At 62.6% G+C, this 15,430-nt stretch carries 14 protein-coding genes and 3 pseudogenes; 9 read left to right on the top strand and 8 right to left on the bottom strand.

Going from position 1 to position 15,430, the window contains the following annotated elements; genetic code table 11:
• The 4 genes and pseudogenes from AC5WJ1_RS11815 to AC5WJ1_RS11800 all read left to right on the top strand — a co-directional run.
• Window positions 1–417 (top strand): annotated as a pseudogene (locus AC5WJ1_RS11815) (baseplate wedge 1 family protein); the annotation flags it as partial.
• 156 nt (window positions 418–573) lie between these two features.
• Window positions 574–1,083, top strand: a pseudogene (locus tag AC5WJ1_RS11810) (phage head spike fiber domain-containing protein); the annotation flags it as partial.
• 165 nt (window positions 1,084–1,248) lie between these two features.
• Window positions 1,249–1,488 (top strand): annotated as a pseudogene (locus AC5WJ1_RS11805) (baseplate wedge 1 family protein); the annotation flags it as partial.
• Between the two features lie 9 nt (window positions 1,489–1,497).
• Window positions 1,498–2,502, top strand: a complete 1,005-nt coding sequence (locus tag AC5WJ1_RS11800) for a hypothetical protein (RefSeq protein ID WP_494476103.1) — start codon at window positions 1,498–1,500, stop codon at window positions 2,500–2,502.
• 233 nt (window positions 2,503–2,735) lie between these two features.
• Here the strand turns inward: AC5WJ1_RS11800 and AC5WJ1_RS11795 are convergent, their stop codons facing one another.
• Window positions 2,736–5,252 carry a glycosyltransferase gene (locus tag AC5WJ1_RS11795; RefSeq protein WP_494476102.1) on the bottom strand — a complete coding sequence of 839 codons (2,517 nt, stop codon included), beginning with the start codon at window positions 5,250–5,252 and terminating at the stop codon, window positions 2,736–2,738.
• 253 nt (window positions 5,253–5,505) lie between these two features.
• On the opposite strand from AC5WJ1_RS11795, the gene AC5WJ1_RS11790 reads away from it, so the two are divergent.
• From AC5WJ1_RS11790 to AC5WJ1_RS11780, 3 genes are read left to right on the top strand one after another with little or no spacing between them, the layout of a single operon-like run.
• Complete coding sequence (locus tag AC5WJ1_RS11790; protein WP_494476101.1) at window positions 5,506–5,904, top strand: hypothetical protein; 399 nt, start codon at window positions 5,506–5,508, stop codon at window positions 5,902–5,904.
• On the top strand, window positions 5,901–6,458 hold the full coding sequence (locus AC5WJ1_RS11785) for a glycoside hydrolase family 19 protein (protein ID WP_494476100.1): 558 nt from the start codon (window positions 5,901–5,903) through the stop codon (window positions 6,456–6,458). Before AC5WJ1_RS11790 ends, AC5WJ1_RS11785 begins: the two co-directional genes overlap by 4 nt.
• Window positions 6,455–6,979, top strand: coding sequence for a DUF2514 family protein (locus AC5WJ1_RS11780; protein WP_494476099.1), 525 nt, complete (start codon window positions 6,455–6,457; stop codon window positions 6,977–6,979). The genes AC5WJ1_RS11785 and AC5WJ1_RS11780 overlap by 4 nt, the downstream gene beginning before the upstream one ends.
• Before the next feature lie 57 nt (window positions 6,980–7,036).
• Here the strand turns inward: AC5WJ1_RS11780 and AC5WJ1_RS11775 are convergent, their stop codons facing one another.
• From AC5WJ1_RS11775 to AC5WJ1_RS11750, 6 genes are all read right to left on the bottom strand, one after another.
• Entirely contained in the window at window positions 7,037–7,258 is a 222-nt protein-coding gene (locus AC5WJ1_RS11775) for a DUF2188 domain-containing protein (RefSeq protein WP_494476098.1), read from the bottom strand.
• Between the two features lie 65 nt (window positions 7,259–7,323).
• Complete coding sequence (locus AC5WJ1_RS11770; RefSeq protein WP_494476097.1) at window positions 7,324–7,539, bottom strand: DUF2188 domain-containing protein; 216 nt, start codon at window positions 7,537–7,539, stop codon at window positions 7,324–7,326.
• Window positions 7,540–7,674: 135 nt separating this feature from the next.
• A complete protein-coding gene (locus tag AC5WJ1_RS11765; protein WP_494476096.1) occupies window positions 7,675–7,965 on the bottom strand; it encodes a hypothetical protein in 291 nt (96 codons plus the stop codon).
• Complete coding sequence (locus tag AC5WJ1_RS11760; RefSeq protein ID WP_494476095.1) at window positions 7,955–8,245, bottom strand: DUF2471 family protein; 291 nt, start codon at window positions 8,243–8,245, stop codon at window positions 7,955–7,957. Before AC5WJ1_RS11760 ends, AC5WJ1_RS11765 begins: the two co-directional genes overlap by 11 nt.
• Before the next feature lie 242 nt (window positions 8,246–8,487).
• Entirely contained in the window at window positions 8,488–10,167 is a 1,680-nt protein-coding gene (locus AC5WJ1_RS11755) for a 4-hydroxyphenylacetate 3-hydroxylase N-terminal domain-containing protein (protein ID WP_195427351.1), read from the bottom strand.
• A gap of 570 nt (window positions 10,168–10,737) precedes the next feature.
• Window positions 10,738–11,070, bottom strand: a complete 333-nt coding sequence (locus AC5WJ1_RS11750; protein WP_133093043.1) for a DMT family transporter — start codon at window positions 11,068–11,070, stop codon at window positions 10,738–10,740.
• A 251-nt stretch (window positions 11,071–11,321) separates the two neighbouring features.
• Between AC5WJ1_RS11750 and AC5WJ1_RS11745 the strand changes: the two genes are divergently transcribed.
• The gene (locus tag AC5WJ1_RS11745; protein ID WP_135705604.1) at window positions 11,322–11,831 is read left to right on the top strand and encodes a hypothetical protein; all 510 of its coding nucleotides are present in this window, start codon (window positions 11,322–11,324) and stop codon (window positions 11,829–11,831) included.
• Between the two features lie 147 nt (window positions 11,832–11,978).
• Here the strand turns inward: AC5WJ1_RS11745 and AC5WJ1_RS11740 are convergent, their stop codons facing one another.
• Window positions 11,979–12,872, bottom strand: coding sequence for an amino acid ABC transporter substrate-binding protein (locus AC5WJ1_RS11740; protein ID WP_135706296.1), 894 nt, complete (start codon window positions 12,870–12,872; stop codon window positions 11,979–11,981).
• Between the two features lie 606 nt (window positions 12,873–13,478).
• Here AC5WJ1_RS11740 and abc-f point away from each other — a divergent pair.
• Window positions 13,479–15,410, top strand: a complete 1,932-nt coding sequence (abc-f, locus tag AC5WJ1_RS11735) for a ribosomal protection-like ABC-F family protein (RefSeq protein ID WP_494476094.1) — start codon at window positions 13,479–13,481, stop codon at window positions 15,408–15,410.
• The last annotated feature ends 20 nt before the right edge of the window (window positions 15,411–15,430 follow it).

Raw genomic sequence — 15,430 nt, 5'->3', positions numbered from 1 at the left:
ATGGCAGACCTTATCGACTACACCGGCCTGATCACGTCCGAGCACAACCAGCGTCCGAAGTTCATGGCGGTGGTCGAGGCGCTGACCAAGCCGATGGTGGCGCTGCAGAACCTGCTCGAGGGCATGCCGGGCGCCTTCGACCTTGACGAGGCCGTCGGCGTGCAACTCGACGCCGTCGGGCTGTGGGTCGGCATTGGCCGCCGCGTGGCCACGCCGCTGACTGGCGTCTACTTCTCGTTCGACACCGCGGGCGTCGGATTCGATCAAGGCAACTGGAAGGGGCCGTTCGACCCGGATACCGGTCTGACGCTGCTGGACGACGACACCTACCGACTGGTGCTGCGCGCGAAGATCGGTGCGAACCACTGGGACGGCACGCTGGAATCATCGGCGGCTATCCTGAACAGCATCTTCTCGCCTGGCGACGGGCCGGTGGCGGTCCATGCGGATGCCGAGCCGTTAGGGGCTGGCGACGGGGCCACGACGCAGTTCCAACTGCTGTACCACGGCCAGCCGGTCTACCAGGTCGACAGTGCTGCGCTGTACCGGAACGACTGGCAGGGCAACCAGTTGATGTACCAGACGCCGCGCACCAATTTGGTTCAGTATTCTGAGGCCGTAGGGGAGGCCCCGGGGTGGTCATTGTCACGGATTACCGTCACCGCCAACGCAAGGGTGGGGCCTGACGGCGCTACCGGTATGTCCCTGTTCACCCAGAACGCCGCGGGAACCGCGTTCGGCTACATCGCTGCCGGATATCGCCCTGTGGTAACCCCCGGGGCGGATCACTGTGTTTCCGCATACTTCGCCAAAGGTACGTCAGACCGAATAGCTGTTCGCATTTATGAACACACCATCGTGACCATGATCGCGGCGGTGCTGATTCAGTTTGATGCTAATGGTGTGCCCAGTGTCACTTTGACGCAGGGGTCGGCCTCCAATGCAGTCATTACTGCAGCCCCCAACGGCACCTATAGGTTGGACTACAAGTTCAACACGGGCATTCACACCCAGATAGCCCTGCTGTTCTACCCCGATACTACCAACCAAGGAACCCTAACGGCATATTTCGACAAGGCCCAGATCACAGCCGGGGGCACCCCATCGTCGTACATACCTACTGCTGCCGGCCAAGTAACCCAAACTGATTACACCCTCACCACCACTGGCGGCGTTTCTTTCGCGCAGGCCCCTTTCGGCGGCGCCGCCCTCACGTGGACCGGCTACGGCGAGATATACCCCTCCGGCACCTACGTCTTCATCCAAGACAACCAGGACATGTCGATGACGATCGGCGTGGCCGGCAAGGTGCCATCGGCGGTGTTCCTCGCGCTGTTGGAAGGCGGCTACATCCCGCTGAAGCCCGAGGGGGTGCGGGTCAACTACGTGATCGTCACGTCGGTCGACGGCGTGCCGATGTTCGGCTTCGACGTCGCCAACCAATTCGTCATGGGCTTCGATGCTGGAGCCTGGGGCACACCACTGTAAGGACCATCAATGGCAACGAACGATTTTCTGGTGTTCGGCGGCGGCGCTGGCGCCAACGTCATTACGCAGGTTACCTATTCGGGCCTCGCCGCGCGCTCGAGCGGATTCCAGTCCGGCGTCGCGCAGTCTGCGCAGCTCAACAAGGTGTGGCGACAGTCGAGCATCATGGCAGCCGTGCTCGCCCAATTCATTGCGGACATTAGCGGCCAGGACGTGCTGGATGATGGCTCGACCGCGGCGATCTTGGCGAACCTGAAGACCGCGTCGCGTGCGCAGTCCATCGGTGTCGTGGGGGCTATCCGCAATGCGAGGATGAGCGTAGCGGCCGCTTCTGCGACTTCGACGTTCTCCGCTGACGAAGTGGTAGTGGAAACTGCCCTGGGGGGCCTGGTGTATCGCCTGCCAAGTTTCAGCAAGACCGTCAACTTGACGACCGTCGGCGCGGGCGGGATGGATACCGGCTCGGCCCCGGCGAACGGTTACGTTGCGTTGTATGCCATCTATAACCCGACCTCTGGTGCCAGCGCATTGCTTGCGAAGGATGCAACAAGCGCAATTCAGCCAGAGGTTTATAGCGGTGCCAACATGCCAGCCGGTTATACGGCCTCGGCGCTCGTGTCCGTGTGGCGCACCGCGGGCAGCCAGTTTGTAATTGGCCATCAGCAAGATCGCTCGATTTATTTCGGCGCCAGTACGATTCTAAGCACGTCCACGACGTCAGCTGGTTTTACGGCCATCTCCGTGAGCGGTGTTTTGCCTCTCAATGCTCGGGCTGCGATGGGCGGTGCAATGCAGGCCGGCTCAAGCGCCACCTCCACGGTGGCTTTGTCTGTTAGCGGTTCATCTATCGGGCTGGGTGCGGTGTCGGCCTCATTTGCAACTAATAGCGCACAGGCTTATACCGTCCCAATGGGTCGCCTGCCTATAACACTTGCTCAAACTCTCTACTACTCGGCTACAAATACAGCAGGAACGCCGACATACGTCGTGAATATTGCGGGATACGAGATCTGATATGGAAACGTTGAACGTTCAATTTGAAGACGAGACGGCCCAGGTAATAGTTTCTTTTTTTTCTTGCCCTCAGGATCCTGAGGTTTGGCCTAATCAAGGCGTTGTAACCGCAAGCGATCCGGCGTGGGGCTGCTATTACAATAGCCTTCCAGAGATTCTGAAGCAGTACCTGCCTATCCCGACTGACTCTCAGTAAGAAAATAAAAAAGGGCGGCATATCAGCCGCCCTCTCTTCATTTATCGTAGGCGAGTTGCATGAATGGCGTTGGTTGCATGAATTTCATGCCGAGCCATTTACGGTTGATGAATTCGTAAACGTACACCGGCGTAGTTGATTTTACGAAGAGTCGTATCGCCCAGGACTCACCGTGTTTGATGTGTACATTGGAAAGCTCGAACCGGACTGGCTCGTCCAATTTCAGTGATTTCAGGTCAAGGATGCGGTGGTCTTTAATCTCGTTACCCGGGGTCACAATCTCGACCCCAATTTGCCCACGCTGCACAGCGTCTACCGACAGTGCAAACAGGACGGCCTCCAGTTTTCCAGGGGCGGGGTTGATGACGTATTCGCGATATGGGGTCTCGTGCAGCGAATCGCTGAGTTCCAAAGATGAGCCCGACCGGCGCCACCCGTTCTTCTCGCTTGATTTTTTCAGCAAGTAGAAATTTGGTGACACCGATTCCCACAAATCAGTGCTCTTGCGCAATAACCTGTGGCGCCATGAATAGCGCATCATCCTTCGATATTCAGCTAGTTGTGTCGCCTGGCTGTCGATTGGTGCCGCGCTCTCTTCGATAGAAGGCAATCCCGTAGTTTGCCTGAACCAGGCGGCTAGACCATGCAGGCGCCGAGCCTGATCAGCCCAACTCATCTCACCGCCATGCTGCTTCAGCATATTGCGAATTGACGTGACGTTCTCCGCCCCCGAGAAATTTGCTGCGCAAAACTCCTGGTTTCGGCGCTTTATCTCGTCGAGATTGTACTTTCCGCCGAGCAGCCCGTTGAAAGTCCTATACCAAGAAATCGGTTTCAGCGACTCCGTAACGACGACAGCGTTACCGAATTCTGCGATCTGGTCATAAGGCTGGCCGTCAGGCATAACCGCGACAGTGTCAAGAAGTCGCGCCGCGACCATGGGGTGTAGCGTCTTGTATGCGTTGTTCTTCGTATCGCTTGGCGCATGAACCATGAAGTCGGGCCGGAAGCGCGCAAACCGGCGCATTGCGAAGAGATAGCCGGTCTCGAAGGGAAGGGCGGTTATTCGCAAATTGTCCGGGAGAACTTTCAGGCTCTCATCATAGAGCAGAGCTTCGGATTCCGGCGCGACCAAATGAATCATTGCGCCCTCTTCGGCAAGCCGCTTTAGAGCCGGAACAACGATTTCCCATAGCCCTCGCGCGCGGTGAGATCCGCCCGCGAATACAATAGTCACCTCGCCCTTGGTCTTGGGCTCAAAGTGGTCGACACTGACTGGATTTTGGTCAGCGAACGAGACTGGGAAGTAAGAAGGATTTCGGTGGAGGAGGTTATCCTCGAAGTAGGCGACCAGCGCCTGGCTCGTCAGCAAGACCCCATCAAACAGCCTGACGTCTTCGCGGAACTTGACCAGCCGATAGTCTTCGTATGGAACCGTCATTTCACCCTGCTCGACGAGCAGGGGAAGGTTGTCGTCCATGTACAGATACATCGGGACGCCAAGCGCCTTTCCGGCATCGATCCACGGCCTAAAGGCATTGATGTGTCGAATGAATATCACGCACGTTGCACGCGCCATCTCTTCGACGCCGAACCAACTGTTGTACGTGATGACCCGGACTCGTCGCGCCACCTCCGGCGGGAGCATGTCGAAGCAGAGATAGGTCGAAGCGTCGTAATGGAGAGTTACGACGAGAATGCAGCCTTCCTCATTGGCGTTGCCATGACGATCTGGCAATGCCCATCCGCGCATAGTCGCGTGCTTTCTTGCTGTTGACTCGATGACCGCCTGGGTGTTTAGGCTGCACGACGCATCACCAGCCAGGACATCGTATTCGCCAAAATTGGCCGGCTTCAGTTGCTCGTTTCGGGGGATGCGCATCCATTCAGCGACGGCCCAGCTGTCGAGCGCGTAGGTGTTTCCGAGGCTGTCGTTCGTCAAAGGGCCATCTTCACGGCCTACGGCAACATCGACAAAACGAATTTCATAGCGCTCCGCCACGCGGCACCACAAATCCCAGTCGCAGACGCGGGCGATGATGGCATGTGGGTCATAGAAACCTACGTCCTCAATGATTTTTCGAGGCAGCAGCACGCCGTTGTTAGGTATTGCGTTCCCCGTGCGGAGCAGCCCCTGTGATCGGTTGGAGCCGAGGCGCATGGTGACAATCTCGCCTGTCTTCGGCTCCTTATACGACCACTCGATGTGGCCGTAGATCATCGCGTGGGGTGTCTTCTCTGATTCCTCGGCGAGTTTTTCTAGCGCGTCCTCATTGAAGAACGTGTCATCGAACGCGAACGCAATCCTATCGGCGCGGGCCCGCAAGAATCCCTCGTATTCCGAGATCGCAGGCAGACCGATATTCTTTGGATGACGCAAGCAGCTGACCCGTCCGTCCCTTTCTTGGAACTCGGCGATTTGGTCGGCTGTTCCATCTGTGCTCGCATCATCGATGATGATCAGTTCAAGGTCTTCGAGCGTTTGCGAAAGTATCGAATCCACACAGCGTCTGAACAAACCGCTCTTGCCGCGGCGAAACGTCGGCAGCAGCACCGAGATTCGAGGTCTTACGCTCGCATCGTAAGTTGAGCCTGGTAGCCATACTGTCTCCCGAACCAAGTCCTTTACGCGCATTCAGGTGCCTTTTCGTAGAATTTTTAAGGTCGCGCCGAGTATAACAAAACGCCATGTTCGGCTTTGATTCGCGGGCGCGGGGTTGAATTCGACAGCTCACCAGCCGCTACGGCGCCGAGCGTCCATTGCGTTGCCCGCCCACGAGCGGGCTTTTTCACATCTGGGGTCTTACATGTCTGAACCAATTAGCGGCAGCGCCGCGGCCGGCGCGGCGGGCGCAGCTGCATTCAAAGCCTTTGGTGGGCCGGCGGCAGTTGCTGCTGGCGCATCGGGCCTTGCCGCACTCGTTGTGATGATGATGATGACACCACGAAGCCCAAGGGAATGGGCGGTAGGGCTGATCTCTACCGTCGTATCGAGCGTCGCCGGCGGCGCGTTTGTTGTGCAGAAGTTCGACCTGCAGGCTTGGACGCACGACTACATCGGACTGGTTGCCTTGTTCGGCGTTGTCTTCGCCTGCGGGCTTCCGGGCTGGGCGATCGTCCGGTGGCTGTTCAATTTCATCGAGAAGCGGAAGGACGCGAGCCTCGACGACGTTGTCGCGGACGTCCGCAAGGGGCTGGGCCAATGATCACCGTGAAGATACTGCGCGAGATCATGCCCGGCGCGGGCCGTCGGGCCGACACCTTCCTGGTGCCGCTGACGGACGCGATGGCGCGCTCCGACATCGACACGCCGGCGCGCGCGGCCGCTTTTCTCGCGCAGGTCGCGCACGAATCCGGTCAACTGGTCTACGTGCGTGAGGTCTGGGGCCCAACAGCGGCCCAGCAGCGATATGAGGGCCGGATGGATCTCGGCAACATGCAACCGGGCGACGGCAAGCGGTTCATGGGCCGGGGACTGATCCAGATTACCGGCCGCCGAAACTATCTTCTTTGCGGGCGCGGTCTTGACCTTGACCTGGTGACGATGCCAGAGCTGCTCGAGCAGCCGATGGCCGCGGCGGCGTCAGCCGGCTGGTACTGGCAGTTCAACAATTTGAGCCGGTTCGCCGACTCCGGCGACTTCAAGGCGCTGAGCATCGCTATCAACGGCCGGAACAAGGCCACCGGCCTGCCGAACGGGTGGGATGACCGGCTGAAGTATTGGACGCGCGCGAAGGTCGCGCTGGGGGTTACTGCATGATCTCGATCCCGGCAAACATCCCGTGGCGCATGATTGGCGCGGCTGCGCTGGCCACCGCCCTGTTCGCCGCCGGGTGGGCGGTCAACGGCTGGCGCTTAGTCGGGCAGATCCAGCAGCTAAGGGCCGCTCAGGCTGAGCAGCGGGAAGGGCAGGCCAGCGCCCTGGCTGCGGCGTCCGAAGCGGCGCGCGCCGAAGAACAACGCAGGACCGCAGAACAGAGGGGGATTGCCAATGCTGCAGCGATGGAACGTGACCAAGCCTTGGCTGATGCTAGCGCCGCTGGCGCTCTTGCTGAGCAGCTGCGCGTGCGAGTTGCCCAGCTTGCCGCGGCTGCCCGCGCCACCAACCATCCCGCCGCTGGCGGCGGAGGCACGGCAGCCGGAGATCCCCTCGATGTGCTTACCGACGTGCTCGGCCGGGCTGACAAGAGAGCGGGTGAACTGGCTGAATACGCCGATCGCACCAGGGTCGCAGGGCTTGCCTGTGAACGAAGCTATGACGCGCTGACTCCGGCGCGCTAGCGCCTGAAGCGCTCCGGCGACACGGCCCAGGGGCGCTTTACAGGCCGGCCATGGCCGCTACCCAACGAAGTCCGCCGGATTGGCTTCCTCTGCGCGCAGCCGCACGCCGCCGGCCAGCGGCTGGATGTGCAGCTCGATGTGGTCGCGCCGAGCGCGAGCCCAGCCTGCGCTTATCGCGTCTTCAAGCGTAGGGAACATCTGACGCGGCTCGGACGTGCCGTCTATGTCAAGCGCCCAGCCCTGTTCGGCAGGCACAACGCTGATACTCTTTCCTGGCATCGATAGCTCCAAAGAGGTCGCGGGCGATCCTGCGACGACAGATGCCACCCCGTGCTGAAATCGTATCAGCCCTTGATGTTCGGCGAGTCGTCCTCGAAGCTTCGTCGTTCCTTAATCTCGCCGTCGAGGCCGTGAATCAGCAAATCGACGTGTTCGCGCTTTGCCAGCGCGGTGCCGACGCAAACGGCTTCTTCCTGGCCCGGGAACGTAGTTCCGTCCCCTCCGCCGGCGTGCTGTACAGTCCAGCCGAACTCCGACGCTACCACATGGATGTTGTGCACGGCGGGCTCCTGAGGTTAATGCAACCAGTGTGCTCGCTCGGTACGCGGAGTGCTGTCAGGCGCCGTCCGACAGCCCAAATCCTCTACCGCAATTACCAGCCGGTCTATTTCTCGGTCAATGGGCTATCGATTCCTCTACTGGATGCCGGTCGTCGCGTGCTGGCGCCGGGCAAACACTATCGTGCTTGGCCCGACCTCCGCCCAGCGACTCACTGCGTGCCGCCGCACCTGACCAGCGGCCTGGAAAGAGACGTAGTCCGGCGTCCAGCGCAGCGCGCGGATGTGGCGCACATCGAGGCCATGGACGACGATCCTGTCTCGCTTCTCAATAACGCCTTCGCATTCCAGCTGATGCTCGACCTGGTCGTCAGCAAAGAACTGAGCCTCGAGGAATACAGCAGACGTCGCGCGCAGTTTAGTGGACATGCTTCCATGCCTCCACGATGATGCTGAAGGTCACCGCCACCGCGCCGGCTCCGCCAAAATCAGCGAGCTCGTCGTTCTTCGGATACCCCATGATCGGCGACGCGCGCATCATGCGCAGGATGCCGGGGTTCACCTTTCTGGTCGCCTCAACGGCGGCTACAACCTCGTCTTCGAGCTGATGCAACAGGCACCAGGTCAGGTGCCCGGCGGCTCGGTGACGGGCTACGATGGCCGGGGCGGCCTCGCGGATAGCGGTTTCGGCTGCGTGGATAAGGTCCATGGTCGTCAGTGGTGAGTACTGTATGGATATACAGTGTACCCAAGGGCCAAAACTACCAGCAAACTATTTTCGGGGCATTGGAAGGGGCACCGAAAAACTCAAATAGCTGCCATCCCGCGCTGGTAAAGGATTTATGGAATTTTTATGAATCCTGTCGGCGGGACCATCCACGCTTCAGCTTTCTTCCCATCCCCAAACAAGCAGGCGGGCGGCCGGAGTCCCAGGGCCCTGGCAGGGCAGGGTCAGCGCCGTCTCGGGCCCGAACAGCCTGGTACGGCGATTGCGCCGTTAGCGGTGGTGCGAGGTGGAGCAGTTCTATTTGGCTTGGCGGTTTTGGCCGCAATGTCATTTATGACATTGCCACGTTTCTGCCCCGCGGCACGCGGGTTGCGCGGAAGCGCACTGACATCGTCGGGGTTGACCAGGTCTGGAACCGTCCAGCCGGTCAGGTCGTAGTCATCCATTGCCGAACGGGCGAAAGCCTTCATCTGGTCCAGGTTGCCCGTGTTCTGCGCCGCCGACAGGTTGGTCAACCGCGTGGCGTCGTTGCCGCCGATGTAATTGATCTCGTAAAGTTCATGACGTGCGCCGAACTCGGTGCCGATGGCATCCCACAGCAGCTTCATGACCTTGACGCGTTCCTCGGCCGGCGCGCCGCCGGAACCGCGCAGGTACTTGTCGAGATAGGCTCGTATCTCGGGCACGCTGAAGTCGATCGCATGTGAGTTCAGGTAAATCAGGCCGCTGGCTACGACCTGCTCGATGATATTGCGCACGCGCGGCAATGCCTCCTGGTTCAGTACGCGGTAGGCGCCGGCAAAGTGCGGATCGGGATGGACGTGGCCATGCCAGGGCACTTCGCTCTTGGCCATCGCATCAGACAAGGCCCAGAAAGCGTTGCGCCATGCGATCACCTCGCCGAGGTGCACCTGAACGCCATACAGGCCGCGGGTGCCGGTGATCTCCAGCGCGCGGGCCAATAGTCCGATGATAAAGTCGAGCTTGACCGCGACACGCGTACAGCCGTGGAGCGATGCGCGCTCCAGGTATCCGGAGCCGGATTGTATGGCGTCCGCCTGCGGGACCTCTCCGTGCATGAAGACGTTCTCCCACGGCACGAAAACATTGTCCATCACGAGAATGGCGTCGTTCTCGTCCAGGCGCGATGACAGGGGATAGTCGAACGGGCTGCCGAGTACCGCGGCCCGATATTCGTTCGAGACCCGGCACAGAAGCTTCAATCCCGGGGCGTTGGTGGGTACGATGAACTTGGGCCCTCGCGCTGGCGTGGCGTCGACATTGGCAACATAGGTGTAGTGAGTCAGCGCCGCGCCGGTGGCAACGACCTTGGCCCCGCTCACGTAGATGCCGCCATCGTCTTCATGGACCACACGCACAAATACGTCCGATGTGGCCGACGGCGGCAGATCGCGATCCACCGGGGGATTGACTATGGCGTGGCCCAGGTACCAGGTCCGCTCCTGAGCCTTGCGATACCAATGTCGGGCGTTTTCCTCGTAGCCCTTGTAGAACGCCGGGTTGGCCCCCAGCGTGGCCAGGAACGAGCCCTTGTAGTCCGGAGACCGTCCCATCCAGCCCCATGCGCACTTCTGCCAGCCAGCAATCGCATCGCGCTGCGCCACCTGCTCGGCCGCATCGCGCGGGGCGCGAAAAAAGCGCTGGGTAAAGCCGCCCCATTCGGTCGGAACGCAGAGTTCGGTGTGGCGTTCCGGATCGTGCAGCGCCTGGTACATCCGGGCAATCATGCGCGCCATGTTGCGAAAGGCCGGATGCTCGGCGACATTGCGTACACGCTCTCCGTAGATCCACACTTCGCGCCCATCGTCCAGGCTTTGCAGGAATTCCTTGCCGGTGAACGGCACATAGACGCGGTCGTAGGTATTGCGCAGGTCGTCGAACATATCGCTTGGCTTCTCGCGGAAAGAGTATGTGCCGTACCGCAAGGCGGGCACGCCAGAGCTTCGGTGCGCAAACGCGCAGGCCGAAGCTGCATTGACGATACATTGTTATGCCATGGCAATGACGCGGCGTTTGTGTCCGGGGCCGCTTTCGCTATGTCTGAATGTGAATCCGGCCAGATGCAGATTCGATTCTTGGCGACAGCCTCAGGCAAATTCCCCCATCCCGATTCGATCACCAGGGGGCCAATTGCGCCTTGCTTGCCTATACTTCCGCAAAGGCAAAGGTTGCGTTCCCGACACCTGCCGGCAGCGGCCTTGCCCTACAGGGAGATCGCCATGGTACGCGTCGGACTTCTCGTACGTTCACTAGTGTTGTTGCCGCTTCTCGGGCTCGCCAGTTGCATCTCGGTGCAACGCACCGTTTCCGATCCGCCGCCGAGCGGCCGTACCATCATCGTGCCGCCGGGTTCCACCGTGACATGTACGCCCGGGCCGTGCGAGGTGCGGTAAATCGTTCGGCTGCCAGCAGGCCAAGCGGCGTTGCATCCTGCAGTCTGGGCATGGCGTTGTTCAGTGCGCGCTGGACTTGGAAAAAAGCTGAATCACCGCGACGCCGGCAATGATCAGGCCGATCCCCAGGCAAGCGGCCAGATCCGGGATCTGCCGGTACAGCACCACCGCGATCAGCGTCACCAGCACGATCCCGGCCCCGCTCCAGATTGCATACGCAATCCCTACCGGCACGGTCCGCATCACCATCATCAGCAGCCAGAACGCCGCCACGTAGCCGCCCACCACCAGCACGCTGGGCACCAGCCGCGTGAATCCTTGCGAGGCCTTCAGGCTGCTGGTGGCGATGACTTCGGCGACGATGGCGAGGGCGAGGAGCAGGTATCCGTTCATGGTTGGGGCTGGAAAGAGGGGCGGCAACGCAGCCAGACCGGCATCTTAGCGCCGCCGCCATGTTGCGCCAAAGCCGCGTCCCTCCGTCGTGGTGGTTGTGCGAAGCGGCATTGCGGTTTTCAATGAAACAAAATACAGAACTAGGCACGCCCCGCGGGCGTGCATTACCAGGCAGTCGCGGTATTGCGGCCTGACCAAGCCGGCACGAACCTTACGATGCCGGCGGCTGGCTTTTGGGTAAGGGGAGCGGTATGAATCACACCGGCATCGAAGACGCGGCCGTCTGGCCAACGACGCAGTCCGGGGAGAAGGCGCTGGAGGCGGACACGACGCCATGGCAGGACACCATCGCCGCGGCGGACCATGCGTTGGAAGAAGCCACGCGCATCCAGCGGGGCGTGCAGCACAACCTCAAGCTGATGCAGGAGGTCCGGTCGCTGCGCGAAGAACTGCGCAAGGCCCATGCGGAAATCGACCGCTACCGGGGCATGCACGCGCGGGTGGTGGTCGGTATGCGCCAGCTGGAAGACGACCACACGGGGACGATGAGCCGGTTCAAGGCAGAAAACGAAATGCTGCTGGTGCGCCACCGGGTCTACAAGCTGATGGCCGAGCACTACGCCCGCATGGCGTTGCGGCTGGACCCGCAGACCTTCGCCACGCACCGCGACCGCGTGCTGCAGCACATCCTGTTCCAGCGCCGCAAGGGCGTGCCGCCGGATGCGGTCAGCGCCGCCGACGTTGCCTTCATGATGCTGTAGCGGCGCCTGGGGGGGGGACGCTCAGGGTCGTTCAGGGCGCGCGCGGGCGCCTCAGCTTGTCGAACCTCCGGTCATGCCGGTGGCCGCCATCACCAGCGCGGCCATCAGGAAGGTCCATGCGGCGCGCCTTCCCCTGGCCTGGCTACGTCAGTCCGACACCTTGTCGCTCGGGAACTTGAACGAGTCGCGCAGCAGGTAGCTCATCGGGATATCGAGCCGGATGCCGTGCGGCGGAATCGGCGCCTGGAACCACTTGCGGTACAGCCGCTGCGTGTCCTGGTCATAGATCGACGCCACCAGCGTCTTGTCGACCAGCTGCTTGAAGGCCGCGTCGTGGCGCGACAGCATGATGGCGTAGGGCTCGATGGTGAGCAGGTCGCCGGTGACGCGGTAGTCGTCCGGGCGCGCCGCGTTGGCGCGCAGGCCATAGAGCAGCACGTCATCCATCACGAAGGCATCGGCCTTGCCGGCCTCGACCATGGCAAAGGCCTGGGCGTGGTCCCTGGCCTCGACCAGCCGCAGCTGCAGCGCGCCGGACTCATCCATCTTGCGCAGCGTGGCCAGCGGCGTCGTGCCGGTGGTCGAGACTACGGTCTTGCCGCGCAGGTCCGGCCACCGGTTGATGCCCGACGCCGCCTTGACCAGCATGCGGCTGCCGGCGATGTAATGCGGGATGGTGAAGGCGACCTGCTCGCGCCGCTCGCGGTTGTTGGTGGTGGAGCCGCATTCCAGGTCGGCCTTGCCCTCGACGATGGCCGGGATGCGGCTGGCCGGCGTGACCGGCACCCAGTCCACGCGCAGCGACGGCAGCTTCAGCGCGCCGCGCACGGCGTCGGCAACCTTCAGGCACAGGTCGACGGCATAGCCGACCGGCTTGCCGTCGGCGACGAAGGAGAACGGCACCGAGCTTTCGCGGTGGGCGATGCGGATGGCGCCGGTCTGCCTGATCCGGCGCAGCACCGGCGCGACGTCGGACGGCGCCGCGGCGGCAGGGTCGGTGGCAGTGGTGGATGCGCTGGCGGCGGCGGATGGTGCCGGCATGGCCGCAGCCAGCAGCGCCACTGCCAGCGCGGCCAGGGCAGGGCATGACAAGACGGGCGCGCGCTTCCCGCAGGAAGGCAGGCGCCCCGGACCCGGATCGAACATGTAACCCCCGTACAAAAATGACTGGAACCGGCGCGGGCAGCGGCCGGAGGCCAACCACCCGTTCCGTCTTCTGGCCGGCTGTGGCGCCGGCTCTGCGTTGTCTTGCCTGTCGTCTTGCGTGTCGTCTTGCCTGTCGTGCCGGCACCCCGGGTGTGCAGGACAAGCCATTGTTCCACGCGGCACCGGGTCCGGACAACTGGCGGCGCGGCAAGCGTGCCCGGCGAGCAACGCCGGGTTGACGGGACTTTCCCTTACGGATTTGTCCGACTGGAGCGGGACCGGGCCCATTGATACTCTGTTTGCGTGCCTTGCGAGCAGGGCACCGAGGAGAGACTCTTGGGCCCGCAGTGCGCGGGCCCTTCTTTTTTGGGCCGCCTGCCCGGGGGCCGCGTGTCTGGGGCCGCCTGCGGCCGGGGTCGTCTACAATGCGGGCTGCCGCGCCATGCCCGGCAACCATCCCCGTCCGATCCGGCTCCGTCTTTCCATTCGTCGTCTTTTCCCATGGCCCTGTTTTCCATTACCGACGCCCAGCTCGCCTTCGGGCACGTGGCTTTGCTCGACCACGCCGATTTTTCGCTGGAGTCCGGCGAACGCGTGGGCCTGATCGGGCGCAACGGCTCGGGCAAGTCCTCGCTGCTGAAGATCGTGGCCGGGCTGTCGGCGCCTGACGATGGCCTGATCGCACGCCAGAGCGGTGTGACCAGTGCCTACGTGCCGCAGGAGCCGCAGTTCGAGCCGGGCATCACCGTGTTCGACGCGGTGTCGCAGGGCATGGGCGATGCGCATGACCTGCTGGTGCGCTACGAGGCCGCGGCCGATCGCGTTGCCGAGCACCACGACGACGAAGCCGCGCTGGCCGAACTGCACCGGCTGCAGTCCGAGCTGGACGCCGCCGGCGCCTGGCAGCTGCGCACCCGCGTGGAAACCACGCTGGCCCGGCTGGGGCTCGATTCGCACACCCGCGTCGACGCGCTCTCCGGCGGCCTGCAAAAGCGCGTGGCGCTGGCGCAGGCGCTGGTCGCCGAACCCGACATCCTGCTGCTGGACGAGCCGACCAACCACCTCGACGTGGAGGCGATCCGCTGGCTGGAAGACCTGCTGCTCGCCTTCCGCGGCAGCGTGCTGCTGATTACCCATGACCGCGCCTTCCTGGACCGCGTGGCCACTCGCATCGTCGAGCTGGACCGCGGCCGGCTGGTGTCCTTCCCCGGCAACTTTGCCGCCTACCAGGCGCGCAAGGAAGAAATGCTGGCCGCCGAGCAGGTCGAGCAGGCCAAGTTCGACAAGCTGCTGGCGCAGGAAGAAGTGTGGATCCGCAAGGGCGTGGAGGCGCGCCGCACGCGCAGCGTATCTCGCATCCAGCGCCTGGTGGCGATGCGCACCGAGCGCGCCGCGCGCCGCGAGGTGCAGGGCAACGTCAAGCTGGAGGTATCGCAGGCGGACCGCTCCGGCAAGATCGTGTCCGAGCTGACCGACGTGAACAAGGCCTATGGCGACAAGGTGGTGGTGCGCGATTTCACCGCCACCATCACGCGCGGCGACAAGGTTGGCCTGATCGGCCCCAATGGCGCCGGCAAGACCACGCTGCTGCGGCTGATCCTGGGCGAGCTGGCGCCGGACAGCGGCACGGTGCGCAACGGCAGCAACCTGCAGGTGGCGTACTTCGACCAGATGCGCACCGCGCTTGACCTGGAAAAATCGCTGGCCGACACCATCAGCCCGGGCAGCGACTGGGTCGAGGTCAACGGGCAGCGCAAGCACGTGATGAGCTACCTGGGCGATTTCCTGTTCGCGCCGGAGCGCGCGCGTTCGCCGGTCAAGTCGCTGTCGGGCGGCGAGCGCAACCGCTTGCTGCTGGCGCGGCTGTTCGCGCGGCCGGCCAACGTGCTGGTGCTGGACGAGCCGACCAACGACCTCGATATCGATACGCTGGAGCTGCTGGAAGAACTGCTGCAGGACTACAGCGGCACGGTGTTCCTGGTCTCTCACGACCGCGCGTTCCTGGACAACGTGGTGACCTCCACCATCGCCGCCGAGGGTGAAGGCGTGTGGCGCGAGTCGGTGGGCGGCTATTCCGACTGGGTCGAGCAATCGGCCCGCGCCGCGGCGATCCAGGCGGCGCGCAAGCCGGAGCAGAAGGCGGCCGAGCCGGCCAGGGGCAAGGATTCGCGCGAGGCGCGCGGCGCCAATCGTTCGGTCAAGCTGTCATACAAGGAGCAGCGCGAGCTGGATGGCCTGCCGGAGCGCATCGCCGCGCTGGAGACCGAGCAGAAGACGATTTCGGCGCAGTTGGAGGATGGCTCGCTCTATGTCAGCGACGCGGCCAAGGCGGCGCAGCTCGCAACGCGGCATGATGAGATCGAGATGGAATTGCTGGAGGCGTTGGAGCGGTGGGAGGTGTTGGAGGGGAAGGTGAAGGGGGAGGGGATATAAGGAGCGACAGGCTCTCGGCT

This window comes from Cupriavidus sp. MEYA8, assembly GCF_059278825.1.
The sequence above is the reverse complement of the archived record's forward strand: the minus strand, read 5'-3'. Positions and strand labels throughout refer to the sequence as shown.

Excerpts from the sequence above, each read along its gene's own strand:
- AC5WJ1_RS11745 (WP_135705604.1), top strand. The coding sequence starts at position 11,322 with ATGAATCACACCGGCATCGAAGACGCGGCCGTCTGGCCAACGACGCAG.
- AC5WJ1_RS11775 (WP_494476098.1), bottom strand. The coding sequence starts at position 7,258 with ATGCCAGGAAAGAGTATCAGCGTTGTGCCTGCCGAACAGGGCTGGGCG.
- AC5WJ1_RS11790 (WP_494476101.1), top strand. The coding sequence starts at position 5,506 with ATGTCTGAACCAATTAGCGGCAGCGCCGCGGCCGGCGCGGCGGGCGCA.
- AC5WJ1_RS11750 (WP_133093043.1), bottom strand. The coding sequence starts at position 11,070 with ATGAACGGATACCTGCTCCTCGCCCTCGCCATCGTCGCCGAAGTCATC.
- AC5WJ1_RS11740 (WP_135706296.1), bottom strand. The coding sequence starts at position 12,872 with ATGCCGGCACCATCCGCCGCCGCCAGCGCATCCACCACTGCCACCGAC.
- AC5WJ1_RS11800 (WP_494476103.1), top strand. The coding sequence starts at position 1,498 with ATGGCAACGAACGATTTTCTGGTGTTCGGCGGCGGCGCTGGCGCCAAC.
- AC5WJ1_RS11765 (WP_494476096.1), bottom strand. The coding sequence starts at position 7,965 with ATGTCCACTAAACTGCGCGCGACGTCTGCTGTATTCCTCGAGGCTCAG.
- AC5WJ1_RS11755 (WP_195427351.1), bottom strand. The coding sequence starts at position 10,167 with ATGTTCGACGACCTGCGCAATACCTACGACCGCGTCTATGTGCCGTTC.
- AC5WJ1_RS11760 (WP_494476095.1), bottom strand. The coding sequence starts at position 8,245 with ATGGACCTTATCCACGCAGCCGAAACCGCTATCCGCGAGGCCGCCCCG.
- abc-f (WP_494476094.1), top strand. The coding sequence starts at position 13,479 with ATGGCCCTGTTTTCCATTACCGACGCCCAGCTCGCCTTCGGGCACGTG.
- AC5WJ1_RS11780 (WP_494476099.1), top strand. The coding sequence starts at position 6,455 with ATGATCTCGATCCCGGCAAACATCCCGTGGCGCATGATTGGCGCGGCT.
- AC5WJ1_RS11785 (WP_494476100.1), top strand. The coding sequence starts at position 5,901 with ATGATCACCGTGAAGATACTGCGCGAGATCATGCCCGGCGCGGGCCGT.